Source organism: Sorangium sp. So ce887 (assembly GCF_051521455.1).
Taxonomy (GTDB): domain Bacteria; phylum Myxococcota_A; class Polyangia; order Polyangiales; family Polyangiaceae; genus Sorangium.
In genome coordinates this window covers 5,083,933-5,100,555 of record NZ_CP150354.1, presented here as the reverse complement: position 1 = coordinate 5,100,555, position 16,623 = coordinate 5,083,933, and the positions used below count along the sequence as shown (strand labels likewise).

Below are 16,623 nucleotides of genomic sequence, written 5' to 3'. Positions count from 1 at the left end.
GCCCCCCGGGAGAGGCACCCGCGGCGTCGGTCGGGCGCCGCCACCTGTTCGGCCGCCTTCTGTTAGGATGGCCCAACCCGTCCCCCTCATGTCGTGCGCGCCGCGCCGACCCCGGAACGATCCCTTGAACAACCTCCGCGTGCTGCGACTCGGCTTCTGGCTGCGAACGGCTGCGCTGCTCTCGGCGTGCGCCGTTCTTCCCCAGGTGCTCGGCTGCTCCGACGAGAGCGCCCCGCGCCGCTCCCCTCCGCCCGGCGCCGCGTCGCCCCACGAGGCGTCCCCCGGAGCGCGCGCCCGCATTGCCGCGATCCGCGCGCGCTTCGCCAACACCATCTCCCCCGGCCCCGTCAAGACCGTCGCGCCGACCCCGGCCGGCGCCTTGCGCGCCGCCGGCCAGGATGCCGCGGCGTCCGCCGAGCTCCCGCTGCGCGCCGCCCGACCCGTGCGCCTCGCCGACACCGCGTCAGGCGTCTCGATCGCCTTCTCCCTCGTCGACGCCGCCGACGTGCCTGCGGCCGTCGACGGCGGCTTGGTCCTCTACGCCGGCGCGCTCCGCACCGAGGACGGCAGCGCCCACGACGTCCTGCACCGCGTCCTCCCGAACGGCACCGAGGACTTCGTCGTCTTCGACCGCGAGCCAGCGCGCAAAGAGCTCCGCTACCGCGTCGACGTCACCGCGGTCTCAGGCCTCCGCCTCGTGGAGCGCACGCTCGAGTTCCTCGACGCCGCCGGCTCCCCTCGCCTGCGCGTCGCGCCCCCCTATCTCATCGACGCGACCGGCGCACGCCTTCCGGCCTCGCTCTCCGTCGAAAGCTGCGCCGTGGACACGAACCCTCGCGCCCCCTGGGGCCGGCCGGTCACCCCGCCGGGGGCGCCGGCGTGCACCGTGATCGTCGGATGGCCTTCCACCGGCGTTCAGTACCCGACGCTCGTCGACCCGCAGTGGATCGCGACGTCGAACCAGATGATCGCGCCGCGCTCCCGCCACACCGCCACCGTGGTCGACCCGGCGAACCCCGCGAGCCCTGTGCTGCTCGCCGGCGGCTTCGATGCGTCCGGCGCCGCGCTGCGGACGGCGGAGCTGTACTTCCCCCTCGATCGCACCTTCGCGAGCACCGATGCGATGGAAGAGGCGCGCGGCGCCCACACCGCCACGACGACCACGACGCTCGCCCGGCCGGCGCCGTCGGACCCAGCGCCCCCTCCGCCGGCCGTCGTCGTCGTGGGCGGCAGCACCCATCGCGCCAGCGGTGTGCCGGTCGCCGCCATCGAGGTCTACAACCCGACCACGGGGCAGTTCGTCAGGGACTCGGTCGCCTCGATAGGCCGGGTCAACCACACCGCCACCCTCCTCGACCGGGGCGTGGTCCTGGTCGCCGGCGGCCTGGCGGAGCCGCTGAACCAGCCCACGAGCACCGCCTCCCTCTACACGTTCGGCTCCTTCGGATCGAGCGGCGGCGCACCCGTCACGAGCACGCTCGCCACCGTCGGCAGCATGGTGACGTCGCGACATGCGCACACGGCCGTCCGTCTGAAGGCCGGCGATGTGCTCATCGCTGGAGGCTTCGTTCTCTCGGGCACCGCGCTCACCTCGGCCGAGATCTTCGACGCGGACACGGGAACTTTCCAGGCAATTTCCGTGATCTCGCCCCCCGCGAGGCCGATGACGACGCAGATGAACACCCTCCGCGGATTCCATACCGCGACGCTGATCGACCGTGTGGCCACGTCGCTCGACTCGGGCGAGGTGATCCTCGTCGGCGGCAGCACCCGGCTCGCCGGAGGATCTTACCTCAGCACCGTCGAAATCTACCACGACGGCGTGACCGATCCGACCCGGCGGGGGTTCGAGCTCCAGCCGAGGCCCATCTCGATGGCGGACGCGCGCGCGTTCCACACGGCGAGCCTCCTGCCGACCGGCAACGTCCTCGTTGCCGGCGGTTTCGACGGTACGACCACGCGCTCCACCGCCGAGATCTATGATCCGCTGACCAGGAGCTTCACCCGTCTCAGCCTCGCGGGCGGATCCCTTGGTCAGGAAGCTCGGCGGGAGCACGCGGCGGTCCTGGTCAACGCCGGCGCCGACCTCGGTGCGGGCCGGGCTGTGCTCGTCGCGGGAGGCCTCGGGGCGTCGAGCGGTCAGGTGCTTTCCAGCGCCCAGTTGCTCATCAAGGCGAACGGCGAGCCGTGCGCGAGCGGTCAGGAGTGCGCATCGGGGCACTGCTCCGATACGGAGAACGTGTGCTGCAACGAGGCATGCGATCAGGAGTGCTTCTCGTGTACGGCGTCGGGCAAAGGGACAGGCAGCGATGGCACCTGCGGTCCCGCGAAGCTCGACACGGAGCTTCCCATCGTCTGCGTCAACCAGATCGAGGTGCACAACCGGTGCGATGGCCTGGGTCACGCGGCGGCTCACGAATCCACGAAGGACTGCAAGCCGGGCCGCTGCGGCACCAACAACAGGTGCATTCTCTATTGCCTGGACGACTGCGGTTGTGACGAGAGCGGCTGGTGCGAGGCCGGCGTCGGCGATCCGAACGCCTGCGACCAGCCCGGCGGCGCCGGAGGGGCATCGCCCGGGACGGGGGGTGGTGGCGCGGGCGGCGTGTCCACCGGCACCGGCGGCGCGGGTGCAGGCGGCGCATCCGCAGGAGCGGGCGGCGCGGGTGCAGGCGGCGCATCCGCAGGAGCGGGCGGCGCGGGTGCAGGCGGCGCGTCCGCAGGAGCGGGCGGCGGTGGCGCGGGTGCAGGCGGCGCATCCGCAGGAGCGGGCGGCGCGGGTGCAGGCGGCGCATCCGCAGGAGCGGGCGGCGCGGGTGCAGGCGGCGCATCCGCAGGAGCGGGCGGCGCGGGTGCAGGCGGCGCATCCGCAGGAGCGGGCGGCGCGGGTGCAGGCGGCGCATCCGCAGGAGCGGGCGGCGGTGGCGCGGGTGGCGCGTCGGCCGGAGCCGGCGGTGCGCCTCCGGGGTCGGGCCTCTGCGTCGATCGACTCGCCGTCGGCGCCGAGTGCACCCGCGACCGCCAGTGCGATTCGGGCCACTGCGTCGACGGCGTCTGCTGCGACTACCGGTGCGATGGCCAGTGCCAGGCGTGTGACGTGGTGAACAACATCGGCAAGTGCACGCCGGTCGGGACCGACCTCGATCACGCGTCCCCACATCCCAACGACGGCGGCTCTTTCCGGCGCGAGGCCTGCCCCGGCGAGGGCGCGTGCGCCGGCTACTGCGGCGGCGCCGCCGACGCGACGTGCAGGTTCCCCGCGGAAGGAGCGGTCGCGAGGACCTCCGTGTGCGCCTGCGCGGACGAGGGCTGCGCCGTCGGCCCCGCCACGCTCACGCGCTTCTTCTGCGATGGAGATGGCCAGGAGAAGGCGCCTGCGGTCGAGCGCTGCGGCGGCTTCAAGTGCGAGGACGAGAGCGCCTGCAAGACCTCCTGCGCCTCCGACGCCGACTGCATCGAGGACTTCATCTGCCGCGACGGCGTCTGTGACGACCTCGAGGAGGTAGGACCGAGCTGCGACGGCGAGCACACGCTTCGAGCCGCGGGCGCCGACACGGATTGCACCCCCTACAGCTGCCCCCCGGGCGGCAACGCCTGCGCCTCACCGTGCAGGTCGGTGGCCGACTGCGTCGATGGCACGGTGTGCAACCTGGCGAACCAGTGCGTCCCGCAGATCGATCCGTCTCCGGTCCCGTCCTGCTCCTGCGGCGTCGTCGGCGCCTCCACCGAGCGCGACCCCGCGCTCGCCTCCGTCCTTCTCGGCGCCGCGGCGGCGCTGGCCGGGCTGCGCCGCCGGCGGCGCGACCGGTAAGCGCTCCGTCCTGCACGCTCCCGGCGCTCCGGATCGGAGCGCCGGCGCCGGTCTCCTCAGAACTGGTACCGCAGGCTCGCCCCGGGCGCGATCATCAGGACGACGTCCCCCATGAGCGACTCCGGCGCGTAGGTGCCGATCCCGTCGCTCTCCGCCGCGAGCTCGATCGTCCTGTCCCACGCAGGCTTGCTGAGGCCGATCAGGAGCAGCAGCTTCGCGCTGGCGGAGAGCTCCCACCGCTCCCCGAGCCGCAGACCCAGCCTCACCTCCGGATCCACGTAGAAGTACGTCGCCGAGGCGAAGTCGACCACGGGGTACGTGTTGAACGACGCCCCCTCGGTCGTCCTGAACCTGCCGGTCCGCTCGTCGCGGATCTCGCCCACCAGCACCCCGGCGCCGAGCCGCAGCAGCGCGGGGAAGTCCTCGCCGAAGTGGTATCCGAACGTCGCGCCGGCCAGAAAGCCGCCCAGGCGGAGCGCGTCGCTCGCCGTGCCGCCGAGCGGATCCCGGTAGCCGATCGGCCTGAGCTCCGCCGGGCGCTCCTCGAGCTGCTGCGTCGCGACGAGGCCGCCGATCTCGATCCCCACGCCGATCCCCGAGCCGAGCTCGTAGCCGCCGTGGATCATGCCGAGCCCGCCGAGGCCGATCGAGCTCGAGCAGCCCGAGCGACAGCCGCTCGCGATCTCGCCGCCGAGCGTCGGCGCCACAAGGAACGAGGCGCTCGCGTCGAGCGTGAACTTCGGCGGCTTGCGCCAGATCTCCGCGTCCTCGTCGCGCTCGAGCGGGAGGCTCAGGCCCTGGCGCTGGCCCTTCTGCAGCGTCACCGTGCGCGCCTCGGTGACGAACCCGTCCGCCTTCACCTCGACCCGGTGCGCGCCGGCCTTGAGCCGGCCGAGCCAGACGCCGTTGCCCACGTTGACCGAGTTGATCCAGACGCTCGCCCCGGGCGGCGTCGGGTCGACCCGGAGCGACGCGTCGAGGTCCTCGGCGAGGAGCGACAGCGTGGTGAGGTCCTGCGGCTTCACGGGCGCCGCGGTCGGCTGCGTCCCGAGCTTCCCCTCGCCGCGCAGCGCCACCATGTGGTCGCCGACCGACAGCGTGCCGATCCACGGGGTCTGCCCCACGACCACGTTGTCCACGAGCACGTCGACCGTCTTGCCGGCCCGCTCCACCACGCGCAGCCGACCGGAGCGGACCAGCCTGCGGAGCTTCGCGTTCACCGTGACCGTCTGGCCCCCGGCGACGTCGACGCGCGTCTCCACCGGCTCGTAGCCCTCCTTGAAGACGCGGACGACGTGCGCGCCCGCGGCGACGCGGATCGGCTTGACGGGCGGGTACTGCCCGCGCTCCTCGCCGCTCACCACGATGGACGCCCCGGGCTCGGCGCTCGTGATGTCGAGCGTCCCCACCAGCGCGCGCAGCTCGGCGATCTCGCGCTGCGCGACCGCGCGCTCGGCGGCCGACATGGTGAAGTCGCGCAGGAACGTCTCGAACATCTCGAGCGCCTCGTCGTAGCGCTGGAGCTTGCGCAGCGCGATCGCTGCGTTGTTCGTGGCCACGCGCGTCGGGTAGAGCTTGCGCGAGAGGAGGAACTCGGCAAGCGCGGGGCTCCAGGCCTCCTCGCGCAGCAGGGCGAGCCCCTTCTCGAAGTGGAGCCGCGCGACCTGCCGGTCCGTCTCGGAGACGGGCGCCTCCTCGGCCGGCGCGACGCCCTCCGCGTCAGCCGGCGCCGGCTGCGCGAGCGCCGATCCCGCGGCGACCGCGATGGCGAGCGCGGCCGAGAGCGCGGGCAGCCGCCGCGCCGTCCGCGGATGCCGCACGAGAGAGAGGGGGCACGAGCCGCCGCGCCGCGTACGCAGATCCATTCGATCGAGCACCGTACTCAGCCTGTTCTTCTGCTGCTATTTTCCGAACTCTTCGGTGTTGTCGATGATCCCCTTGGGGGTCGTCGGCGCGGGAGGCGGCGGCGGCGCGGCGGAGACGCTCTTCGCCGGAGCGCCCTTCGCGGGAGGCGGCGTGAGCTCGATCTTGAGCGGCCGCGCGCCGCTGGTGGTCACGAACACGTCGGTCACCACCTCGTTCGCCCCCTTGAACACGCGCACCCTGTGCTCGCTCCCGAGCGGCCCGGTGATCTCGAGGATCCCGTTCCTGGTCTTCGCGCGCGCGCCTTCGATCTCGACCGAGGCGTCGGCAGGCAGGATGACCACCTGAACGCGCCTCGGCTGCGACTCGGCGGCCTCGACGACCTCCGACGTCCCCGTCGCGGCCGGCGGCGGCATCGGCGCCGGCGCCGGGGTGGACACCGGCGTCGGGAGCGCCTCGGCGGTCGCCTGCGCCACCGGCGGCGCGACGGGCTCGGGCGACCGCCGGCTGCTGACGAAGTACACGCCGGCCGCGATGACCGCGGCGAGCAGCGCGGCGCCGGCCACGACCGGCACCCGCGACGCGCCGGGCTGCGTGCCGCGATGCGACTGCGTGAGCGCCCCGGTCGTCGCCGCGCCGGCGTGGTTGCCGGCCGGGACGACCGCGCCGAACGGCCCGCTCTGGTTCGCCGGCGGCGCGAACGACGGGTGCGATCCGCCGCGGTGCTCGTGCGGGGCCGCGGGGTAGCCGCCGCTCGGGTTCGCGGGCGAGGCCGCGAGCGCCGGGTAGCCGCCGCTCTGATTCGCGGGCGAGGCCGCGAGCGCCGGGTAGCCGCCGCTCTGGTTCGCGGGCGATACGGCGGCATACGCGCCGCTCTGGTTCGCCGGTGGGATGCTGACGTTCACCGAGAACCGCGGCGCGGACTGCCTGTGCACGGCCTTCGGCAGCGGCACGAGCATGCTCTCGTGGATGCCCCAGCCGTAGGGGAGCAGCGGCCGGATGGCGCCGAACATCTCCTGCGCGCTCTGGTAGCGCTGCCCGGGCGCTTGCAGCAGGCAGCGGTGCACGATCGCCGCGACCTCCGGCGGCACCCACGGCGCGAAGTCCTGCACCGGCGGCGGGGGATCCGAGCAGATGGAGATGATGAGCTCGCCGAGCGCGGTGATGTGATGGTACGGGGTTCGCCCGGTGAGCGCCTGGTAGAGCACGGCGCCGAGCGACCAGATGTCGGTGCGGTGGTCGATCTCCTTCTGGCCGCGCGCCTGCTCGGGCGACATGTAGAGCGGCGAGCCGATGAGGTTCCCGGTGCGCGTGAGATCGGCGCCCTCGGTCTCGTTCGCCCGGTCCATCTTGACCTTGGCGATGCCGAAATCGAGCAGCTTGACGAGGATCTCGCCGGCGTCGCGCCGCGCGAGGAACAGGTTGTGCGGCTTGATGTCGCGGTGGACGACGCTCGCCTCGTGCGCCTTCTGGAGCCCGAGGCACGACTGCGCGACGATGCGCAGCGCGAGGTCGGGCGCGAGCGGCCCGACGCGCTTGATGAGCTGGTGGACGTCCTCGCCGGCGAGGAACTCCATCGCGAGGAAAGGCAGGTTCGAGCCGCGATCGACGCCGGCGTCGAGCACCTGGGTGATGTGCTGCGTGTCGATCGCGCCCGCCGCGCGCGCCTCGCGCTGAAAGCGGCTGACCACCTTCGGATCGCGGGTGAGATCGGCCGAGCTGATCACCTTGACGGCGCAGCGACGACCGGTCCCCGTGTGCTCGGCCTCGTAGACCGAGCCCATGGCGCCCTCTCCGAGCAGCTTGCGAATCTGATATTTGCCGTCGATGATCGTGCCGATCACAGCGTTAGGAGCACTCTAGGGGATTGCGCACGGGGGAGCAATGTCCGCGAACGCGCGCGCGCTCGCGGCTCGACCTGTCGCGGATTCGCGTACAGCTCGGCGGGACAGGTCGCGCTCCTGAGGGGAGCCCACCCCTGAAACGGGGCGGCCGCGCCCCGTCAGGTCGAGGCGCCGGCCGCCCGCCTCCGCCGCCGTCACGTCCCCGGCGCCGCCGGCCGCCTGGGGGGTGGACCCCAGGCGGCCGAGGGGATGTCTGCGCGAGGGCTGGCGACGGAGGGGGCGGCGCCCGCACGGTCCTCGAGGACGGGCGACTCGCGCGCTCCCGTGACCGCCCGTGCACCCGCGGAGGCATGCCGTCAGGCGGTCGAGGGCGCCGCCAGCCGCGTGAGCGGGCGTGGCGCTAGCAGCTGCCGAAGCCCGAAGGCCCGTTACCAGCCGAAATCGCTGCCCGGACGCCTACCGCAGTCGTGGTGGTGGTGGCGGTGCGGGCAGAAGGGGTTGAAGTGGTTGTCGAAGCGGTCGTCGAAGCGGTTGCCGAAGGACGAGTGGTGGCCGTGACGATGGCAGTCGTCGAAGTGCGGGAAGCGGTTATGGCAGTCGTCGAAGTGCGGGAAGCGGTTATGGCAGTCGTCGAAGTGCGGGAAGCGGTCACGGCAGTGGTCGAAGCGGTCGTCGAAGAACAGGTTGTTGTTGATGATGTTGATGGAGGGGCAGCAGGGGAAGCCGCCGCCGACGAAGCGCGAGCCCACCCCGCCGAAGCCCACCCCGCCGAAGCCCGCTCCGCCGAAGCCCGCTCCGCCGAAGCCCGGCACACCGACCCCCGGCACGCCACCCGGCACGCCACCCGGCACGCCCATGGGCGCCTGGCCGACCTGGCCAATCGGCGCCTGGCCGACCTGACCAATCGGCGCCTGGCCGACCTGGCCAATCGGCGCCTGGCCGATCTGGCCAGTCGGCCCCTGCAGGCCCGGACCCACCGGCGCCTGCCCGCCGACCGGCGCTTGGCCGAGATCGGTGGGCATCTGCGAGCCGATGTCGAGCGGCCCCCCCTTGCCAGGCCCGAGCGGCCCCCCCTTGCTAGGCCCGAGCGGCCCCTTGCTCGGCGCCTGGAACCCGCCCCTCGCCTCCTCGTCCCCCTCGAGGGCCTCGGCAGTCGAGTCGACCAGCTCGATCTCGTCGAGACCGGCCTCGTCGAGGTCCGCGGCGCCCGCCGAATCGACGGCGCACCCCGTGCCCAGCGCCGCCATCACCATCGCGAGTCCCATCACCTTGCCATGAATCGAGAGCATGTGTTGTCCTCCTCAATATCCCGTGATGGCCGGAAGCCCCGAGCCATCTTGGGTTCACCGAAGAGCAGGCTGTGTGCCTCAGCGCTCGTGTGCAGACACTGCCGCTGCGAGCTCGCGTCGCCGGCCTCGCCGCATCGGCGAAAAGACATTCTCTGGATCAGCGCCGGCTCTGGTTTTCCGATATCTCAACGCGAGGACCGGCCGGACGGCCCCCCGCGCCGCGGCCCCAGCGCGCGGGCTGCGTGCATCCGCTGGAGATGGCGAACTCACCGCCTCGGCGGCCGGCGCTCGAGCGGGGCGCGCAAACCCATCTCTCGCGGGCATTCGAGCAGATCACGTGCGCTCTCGCCCGCGCCGCGGCCGTCGCGAACGAGAGCAGCTCGGCCCCTCCGGCGACGCGCCGACGGCCGCCGCGCGCCGCCTCTCCGCCGCTCGTATGACCCGGCCAGAACCCGCCCGTACCGCCCCGGAGATATCGACCCTTCTGCGCCTGACCTGCTCAGGATGCGCCGTTTGTGACCAATGAAGGCAGAGCACGAGAATCGATCGACTCGGGCCGTAACCATCCGCCTCCGTCACCGCAGCTCCGCGATGGGCGCTCGAAACGAGCCCCGCCGGCGCGCACCTGCGCCGGTAGACCACCAGATGCGCGCAAGTGAGCTCATGTGAGCAAATATGCGTTCGGTGGATCCAGGCGCCGTTTACGTATGGCCGGCGGGTTGGTAGAACTTTTCTCCGGAGGACGCATGAACAACGAGCCGAGCGAGACGGAAGGGGCAGACACGGGTCGTCGCGGGGTGTTGCGAGCGGCCGCCACGACCGAGGCGGCCATGGCGGGCGGGGCTGTCGGGTGCGCGCCGCCCGGGGCGCCTGCCCCCCCGCGAGATGCCGCGGCGGCGGCGCCGCTGCGCATGCTCGGGCGGACCGGCGCGCGGGTGGAGCCGGTGTCGCTCGGCGGAGAGGGGATCCTCCGGACGACCGGTCGCCACCGCGAGGCGGTGCCGGTGATCCTGGAGGCGCTGCGCCTCGGGGTCCGGTACTGCGACACTGCGCCTGCGTACCAGCAGAGCCAGGACTACTATGGTGAGGCCTTCCGCGCCGCCGGACCGGGGGCCCGCGAGCAGGTATTCCTCGCCTCCAAGACGCACGCGCGCGATCGCGACGGCGCGCTCAGGCTGCTCGACGACAGCCTGCGCCGCCTCGGGACAGACCACCTCGATCTGTGGCAGTTGCACGATCTGCGCGAGAGCGACGAGCTCGACGCGATCTTCGGCAAGGGGGGCGCGATCGAGGCCGTCGAGCAGGCCAGGGCGGACGGTCGCGTGCGCCACGTGGGGATCACCGGGCACCACGACCCGCAGATCCTCGTCGAGGCGATGCGGCGCTATCCGGTCGACACCGTGCTGTGCGCGATCAACCCCGCGGATCCGGCGCGGCTCCCCTTCCTGACGACGGTGGTCGAGGAGGCGCGGCGGCGAGGCGTCGGCGTCATCGGCATGAAGATCATGGCCGCGGGCCGCCTGCTCCAGGATCGCGCCGCGAGCCCGGGCGAGCTCATCCGCTACGCCGCGAGCCACGCCGACACGGTGATCATCGGCTGTTCCTCGATCGCCGAGGTGCGCGAGAACCTCGGCGCGAGGGCCCTGCCCTTCCCCATGCCGCCCGCCGAGCGCGGCGCGCTCGAGGCGCGCGTCGCGCCCCGAGCCGGTCGTTACGACACGTTCAAGGCCTGAACGGCGCCCCTCCACGCTCCATCTCTTCTTCGCCTCTTCTTCCTCTCTGCCGTCCTCGGCGCCTTGGCCGTCGACCCGCCCGGGCTCTATGGCGGCGCGATGTCCTTGCAGCAGCGGAATCCAAGGTGGTAGTTCGCGTGGCTGCCCTTGCTCATGAGCCGCGTCGCGTGCCAGTCGGGCGCGCGAAAGCGGCAGTCGTCGGCGTGGACCTCCATCGACGAGAACGCGAACCAGCTGCCCTTCATCTCGGTGAAGCCCCGATCGCCGCGCCGCGCGAGCTCCCCGGGCAGGATGGGCAGGCTCATGTGCTCGGCCACGTTGCCGTGCAGATCGAAGACCCCGAGGCTGCTCCGGCACGCGGGGAAGGCGCCCGCCGGATACGTGTTGGAGCCGCAGCGGTCCCACCCGCCGCCCGGGCATCCCGGCGTGCGGGAGCTCTCCGTGCCGCAGAGCGCGTGGTTCTTCTCGGGACCGTAGCTCCACACCTTCTCGCGCAGGAGGTTGTGATGCCAGCTCGCCTCGCTCCGGGGCCTCTCCCACTCGTACTCGACGTCAGGCTTCCTCAGGGCGCCGGCGCACGCCCCCTCCCACTCGTGCGCATCGCAGATCCGCTTTCCGATCGCCCTGCACAGGAGCGCCGCTTCGCGCGCCCGGACGTGCACCACGGGGTACTCGCAGGGGATGTTCGGGAACTCGAGCTGATCGATGCAGACAGGGGCGTTCTCCGCCGTCTGCCCGCGCGTGGGGTCGAAGAGCGGCACCATCCCGGGCGCGCCGCAGGCCGGCTCGCGCGCCCGCTCGACGCCCGCGATCTCCCGGATGCGGCGGCACTCCGAGCGCGACATCGGGTGGCGCGTGAGCGCGGGGTTGCCCTGGCCGAGCACCGGCGACGCTGCGAAGATCGCCTCGACCTGCCGCCTCGCCTCGTCGGAGAGCGCGAGCTCGCGCCGCATCCGCGCGAAGAGCCGGGCGCGCTGCTCGTCCAGCGTGGCAGGCGCGATGTCCTCGTCATCCATGGTGGGCGCCACGCGCTCCGCCGACGCGGCCGACGCGGCGGGCGGGCGCTCCGGTAGCGCGCCTGCGAGGAGCGGCGCTGTGGCGCGCGCCGCCGGCGCTCTCGACAGGCGCGCGCGTGCCCCGGTCCACACGGCGGCGGCTGCGCCGGTCCACACGGCGGCGCCCGCGACGAGCGCGCCCGCGGCAACGAGGGCCGCTGTCTTTCCGCGGCCGCACCCGCGCGCCCTGTCGGCGCGCACGCCCGTCGAGAGCGCCGGCGGCGGCTCGCTCGGCGCGGGCGGTCGCGGCGCGGAGGCCGGATCGTTCGGCGTCTCGGGGCAGGACATCGGCGTGCGACCTCGCGCTTACTGCTACGGACATCCGTCGATTTCGGCAACTTCAGAGCGCGCGCGATCGCCTGCCGGCCCGAGCGACGCCTTGACGGTCCTGCCCGGGGCACGTCAAATGGGGCATCGTGCGCAGGGCGGCCCTCCGAATTCTCTACCTGGCGCTCCTGCCGGCGCTCATCCTGTTCGCGCTGATCGTCGCCCCCGCCGTGGTCGTCTCGCGCATCGCGAGCCGCGGCCGCGTGTGGCGGCCCGAGACGTGGAAGAAGATCTCCTACGGGAGCCGGTACTTCGGATCGTCGTTTCGGGGGCGGCTCGGCGAGGTCGTCGACGTCATCGACGTCGTCCGCGATCGCGTGATCCTGCTGGTTCTCCTCGTCGCCGCGATCAGTCTCGCCGGCGGGCTCATCGTGCATCTCCTGGAGATCGGGGTCCCGAGCTGGGTCTCTGCGCGGCCGGACGGGCCTTTCGCCTCGTCCGTCGGGTCCGATCGCGCGTGGTTCCCTGCGGGCGGCAGGCTCTCCTTCGGGGGCGGCGCGGTGCTCGTCCTGGTCGGCTGCGTCGCGCTCGCCCTGCTCGCCCTCGGGATCTCGCTCTATGCCTGGCTCGCGTTCGCCATGGGCGAGGCGACCCGGGTGATCCTGCGCTATGGCGGCGCGGCGACGCTCTTCCCCGACCCCGGGGACGCGATCCCCGGCGGGCGGCTCGTGCTCTGCCAGCTCTCCGATCTGCACCTCACGGCGAACGGCCGCGAGCCGTACGAGATCGAGGAGAGCTCGGCCGCGTGGCCCGAGGGGCTCGCTCGCCCCGACACCGCCGATCTGAGAGGCCGTCTCCGGCGGCTCGTCGCGGAGATCGCGGCCATGAGGCCGCCGCTCGTCGCGCTGACGGGCGACATGACCGACCTGGGAGAAGAGGCGCAGTGGGCCGAGCTCGAGGCGGCGCTCGCCGGCATCCCTGCCTCCACGCAGGTGCTCATGGTGCCTGGCAACCATGATATCGCCATCAACATCGGCACGTCGCCCGATCCGTACCTCACGAAGCGGGCCGAGCGCGAGCAGCGCTTCATCGAGGTGCTCACCCGGGTCGAGCGCGGCTCCTTCCAGCCCCCCTTGCACATCCCGGCCCGCAAGCGCGCGCGGCGCCGGCTGCGCGCGATCGCCGGCCTGTATCCGAGGCGGCTCGATCTCGAGGGGGGTATCCGGATCTTCGGTCTCAACTCGAACCGTTACCGCTCGCGCTTCGTGGGGTCGAACGCGATCGGGCAGATCGGCGGCGGTCAGCTCCGGCGCCTGGCCCGCGCGCTCAGGCGGGGCTCCGGCCCGGTCGTCGTGCTCCTGCACCACCACGTGGCGCGCCTCGCGGGGCCGATCTCGCTCAACGACACGTTCATGATCGCGATGGATGGCCCGCGCCTGCTCGAGATGCTCGCGGCGTATCAGCAGAAGAACCCGAAGAAGAACAGCGCGCTCGTGCTGCACGGGCACAAGCACCTCGCGTTCTTCGGCCATTACCGCTCGAAGAGCGGCGGTCGCGTCAGCGTCTACGCGCACCCCTCGTCGACGCTGGGCCACGAGACGGACGGCCACCTCGACGGCGTCGCGCGGTTCGCGGCCATCCGGCTGACGGACGAGGGCATCTGGCGCGTCGAGACGCACCCGCTCCGCCCCGCGCGCGCCGCGGTCGAGGCGCCGCCGGCTGCGGCAGCGGCGGCGGTGTCCTGAGATCCTCGGGCGATCGGAGCCGCTCACCTCCCGGGAGGTCACCCCTGGGACAACCGACGCACAGCACGATGCAGGCGATTGCGCTCGACCGTCCCCTCGCCACCGCACCCGGCGCCGTCCACTGAGCGACAGTGAGACAAGAAACCACACTTCAAGGAATGCTGGGCCGCGGTAACCCCATTGCCGGGCCGCATTGCCGGGGAGCATCATTTCCCCACCAGACGCAGGCCAGCGGGCAGCTCCGTCAGCTATGCTGCCCGGGCCACGGCATCACGAAGCCAGCTTCGCGGCCGCGTCTGCTTTGTATATCTCACGCACCATTGACGGCTCCGGCGCGCCACACCGCGCCGGACCGCGCTCATGGAGGATCCAGCTGATGAAATTACCCACGATGACCATTGTGTTGCTGACAGTGGGTGCGATCGGTGTCGCATGTGGGGGCAATGGCGCCGGCGACGGGAGCTCGCAGGCCGGCTCCGGGAACGGGAGCTCGAGCTCGGGCACGAACGGCGGCACGGGCGAAGGGGGCGCGGGCGAAGGGGGCGCGGGCTTCGGGGGCTTACCGGGCTTCGGCGGCAATCTCAGCCCGGGCGGCACGAGCAACGGCGGCTCCTCGGGCGAAGGCGGGGCGTGCGCCACCGAGACGGCCAAGGCCGATATCGAGCCCGTCTACCTGGCCTTCGCGTTCGACGTGTCCGGCAGCATGGGCATGGGCGACGACCCCTGGCACGACAAGTCGCTCAAGTGGGATCCGGTCGTCGCGGCGACGAAGCAGTTCTTCGACGATCCCCTGTCCCAGGGGCTCAACGCGTCGCTCAGGTTCTTTCCGAGCGAGGGCGACACCGACACCAAGTGCACGGCCGACACCTACTTGACACCGGAGGTCACGATGACGCCGCTGCCCTCGCCCGCCTTCGCCGAGGCGATCGACGCCGTCACGCCGGAGACCACCAACGACTGGCGCGGCGGCACGCCCACGCTGTTCGTGATGCAAGGGACGATCTCGTACGTCGCCACGCAGCGGATGGACACGCCCGGGAGATACGCCATCGTCCTCGTCACGGACGGGTATCCGCAGGGCTGCGGCTCGCGCTACAACAAGGTCGATCTCGTCGCGGACGAGGCCGCGAGCGCGCTCGATGACGGCGTCCCGACGTACGTCATCGGGGTCGCCAACCCGCCCATCGAGGGCGCGCCGGAGACCGTGGAAGGCATGGACGACGTCGCCGTGGCGGGCGGGACCGACCACGCCTACCTGATCGACACCGGCAACCCCGCGGCGACCACGGCGGCCTTCAAGGCCGCCGTCGACGCGATCCGCGGCGCGTCCGTCTCCTGCACGGTCGGGATCCCGCCCGCGCCCGACGGAAGGAGCTTCGACGCGCAGAAGGTCCGCGTGACGACCACGAGCGGCGACGGCGAGCCGACCGCGCTCACCTACGACCAGGAGTGCGCGACCGAGGACGCCTGGCGGTACGACAGCGCCGAGAACCCGGCGCAGATCGTGCTCTGCGACAGCACGTGCGCCACGATCCAGGCCGACCCGAAGGCGGCCCTGGGGGTCGATTTCACCTGCGAGGACGTGATCACGATTCCGCGGTGATTTCAGGGCAAACGCCGGACGCCGCCCCGCGCTCCGCCGCCGGGGCGGCCCGGCCGACGCCACCGCAGGTTCTTGACACTCTGCGACATTCCCGCCCACGATGACCGCGTGATCCCTCGCCCGCCGAAGTCGCCCGCGGCATCCGCGGTTCCCCGCCCCTCCGCCCCCTCCGTTCTGGCCGTCGCGCTGTCGCTGCTCGCCGGCGCGTGCCAGAGCTCGTCAACGAGCACGAGCCCGCCCGCGGAGAAGACCGCCGCCCCCGGCGCCGCGGCCTCGGCGAGCGCGCCGTCCGCCCCGCCGGCCGCGGCGTACAAGGTCGGCATGGTGCTGGTCGGCCCCTACAACGACAAGGGGTGGAACCAGGCCCATTACGACGGCATCCGGTCGGTCCTCGCCGGCATGCCGGAGGTCAGCTTCGAGTATGTCGACAAGGTGAACCCGGCCGATCGCCCCAACGTGAAGGGCTCCCAGGTCGCGGACGACCTCATCTCGCGCGGCGCGAAGCTCGTCGTCTACAACTCCGACGATTACAAGGACGACGCCCTCGAGACAGCGCGCAAGCACCCGCAGGTCACCGTCCTCCACGTCTCCGGCGACTACGCCTGGAAAGAGGGCAAGAACCACAAGCCCCAGCCGAACCTCGGCAACCTCATGGGCCGTATCGAGACCGCTCAGCACATCGCCGGGTGCGCCGCGGCGCTCGGCACCGAGACGGGCAAGATCGGGTATCTCGGCCCGCTCGTGAACGACGAGACCCGGAGGCTCGTCACCGCCGCGTACCTCGGCGCGCGGTACTGCTGGGAGACCTACGAGAAGAAGAAGCCGGAGCAGCTCACCTTCAAGGTCACGTGGATCGGCTTCTGGTTCAACATCCCGGGCGTCACCCTCGACCCCACCAAGGTGGCCGACGACTTCTACAGCAGCGGGTTCGACGTGCTGATGACAGGGCTCGACACGCCCGAGGCCGCGCTGCAGGCCAAGAAGGCGAGCGGCGCCGGCAAGCGGGTCAAGTACGTCCATTACGACCACAAGGCCGGCTGCGACCTGGCGCCCGGGATCTGCCTCGGCGTCGCCTACTACAACTGGGCGCCGCTCTACCGCAGCGCCATCGAGAAGGCGCGCGCGGGCAAGTACACGAGCGAGTTCGTCTGGGAAGGGCCGGACTTCCGCGATCTGAACGGCGAGGCGTCGGTCGTCGGCTTCCTGCCCGGCGCCGCGCTGGGCGAGCGGAAGGCGCAGCTCGGCGCGTTCGTCCTCTCGCTCGCCAACGGGCTCGACCTCTTCAAGGGGCCGCTCAAGTTCCAGGACGGCACCGACTTCCTCAAGGACGGCGAGACCGCGACGCCCCAGCAGATCTGGTATCTGCCTCAGCTGGTCCGGGGGATCACCGGTCCGAGCAAGTAGCCGCCACCG

At 72.2% G+C, this 16,623-nt stretch carries 9 protein-coding genes; 5 read left to right on the top strand and 4 right to left on the bottom strand.

The genetic code is table 11. The features are described from left to right. The first annotated feature begins 124 nt into the window (after positions 1-124). The gene (locus WMF36_RS18945; protein ID WP_437581021.1) at positions 125-3,811 is read left to right on the top strand and encodes a Kelch repeat-containing protein; all 3,687 of its coding nucleotides are present in this window, start codon (positions 125-127) and stop codon (positions 3,809-3,811) included. A 56-nt stretch (positions 3,812-3,867) separates the two neighbouring features. Here WMF36_RS18945 and WMF36_RS18940 read toward each other — a convergent pair whose 3' ends face one another. From WMF36_RS18940 to WMF36_RS18930, 3 genes are all read right to left on the bottom strand, one after another. Further along, positions 3,868-5,676, bottom strand: a complete 1,809-nt coding sequence (locus tag WMF36_RS18940; RefSeq protein WP_437581020.1) for a PEGA domain-containing protein — start codon at positions 5,674-5,676, stop codon at positions 3,868-3,870. Positions 5,677-5,712: 36 nt separating this feature from the next. Next, a complete protein-coding gene (locus WMF36_RS18935) occupies positions 5,713-7,518 on the bottom strand; it encodes a serine/threonine protein kinase (RefSeq protein WP_437581019.1) in 1,806 nt (601 codons plus the stop codon). Positions 7,519-7,946: 428 nt separating this feature from the next. Then, a complete protein-coding gene (locus WMF36_RS18930) occupies positions 7,947-8,807 on the bottom strand; it encodes a hypothetical protein (protein ID WP_437581018.1) in 861 nt (286 codons plus the stop codon). A 746-nt stretch (positions 8,808-9,553) separates the two neighbouring features. Between WMF36_RS18930 and WMF36_RS18925 the strand changes: the two genes are divergently transcribed. Then, on the top strand, positions 9,554-10,540 hold the full coding sequence (locus WMF36_RS18925; RefSeq protein WP_437581017.1) for an aldo/keto reductase: 987 nt from the start codon (positions 9,554-9,556) through the stop codon (positions 10,538-10,540). 86 nt (positions 10,541-10,626) lie between these two features. Here WMF36_RS18925 and WMF36_RS18920 read toward each other — a convergent pair whose 3' ends face one another. Beyond that, positions 10,627-11,883 carry an SUMF1/EgtB/PvdO family nonheme iron enzyme gene (locus tag WMF36_RS18920; RefSeq protein ID WP_437581016.1) on the bottom strand — a complete coding sequence of 419 codons (1,257 nt, stop codon included), beginning with the start codon at positions 11,881-11,883 and terminating at the stop codon, positions 10,627-10,629. Between the two features lie 128 nt (positions 11,884-12,011). Here WMF36_RS18920 and WMF36_RS18915 point away from each other — a divergent pair, with 128 nt between their 5' ends. The 3 genes from WMF36_RS18915 to WMF36_RS18905 all read left to right on the top strand — a co-directional run bounded on the left by WMF36_RS18915 (position 12,012) and on the right by WMF36_RS18905 (position 16,614). Beyond that, positions 12,012-13,607, top strand: a complete 1,596-nt coding sequence (locus WMF36_RS18915; RefSeq protein ID WP_437581015.1) for a metallophosphoesterase family protein — start codon at positions 12,012-12,014, stop codon at positions 13,605-13,607. A gap of 376 nt (positions 13,608-13,983) precedes the next feature. Continuing rightward, complete coding sequence (locus WMF36_RS18910; protein ID WP_437581014.1) at positions 13,984-15,210, top strand: vWA domain-containing protein; 1,227 nt, start codon at positions 13,984-13,986, stop codon at positions 15,208-15,210. Positions 15,211-15,318: 108 nt separating this feature from the next. Further along, positions 15,319-16,614 (top strand): BMP family lipoprotein, encoded by a 1,296-nt coding sequence (locus tag WMF36_RS18905; RefSeq protein ID WP_437581013.1) that lies wholly within the window; start codon positions 15,319-15,321, stop codon positions 16,612-16,614. Positions 16,615-16,623 lie beyond the last annotated feature (9 nt).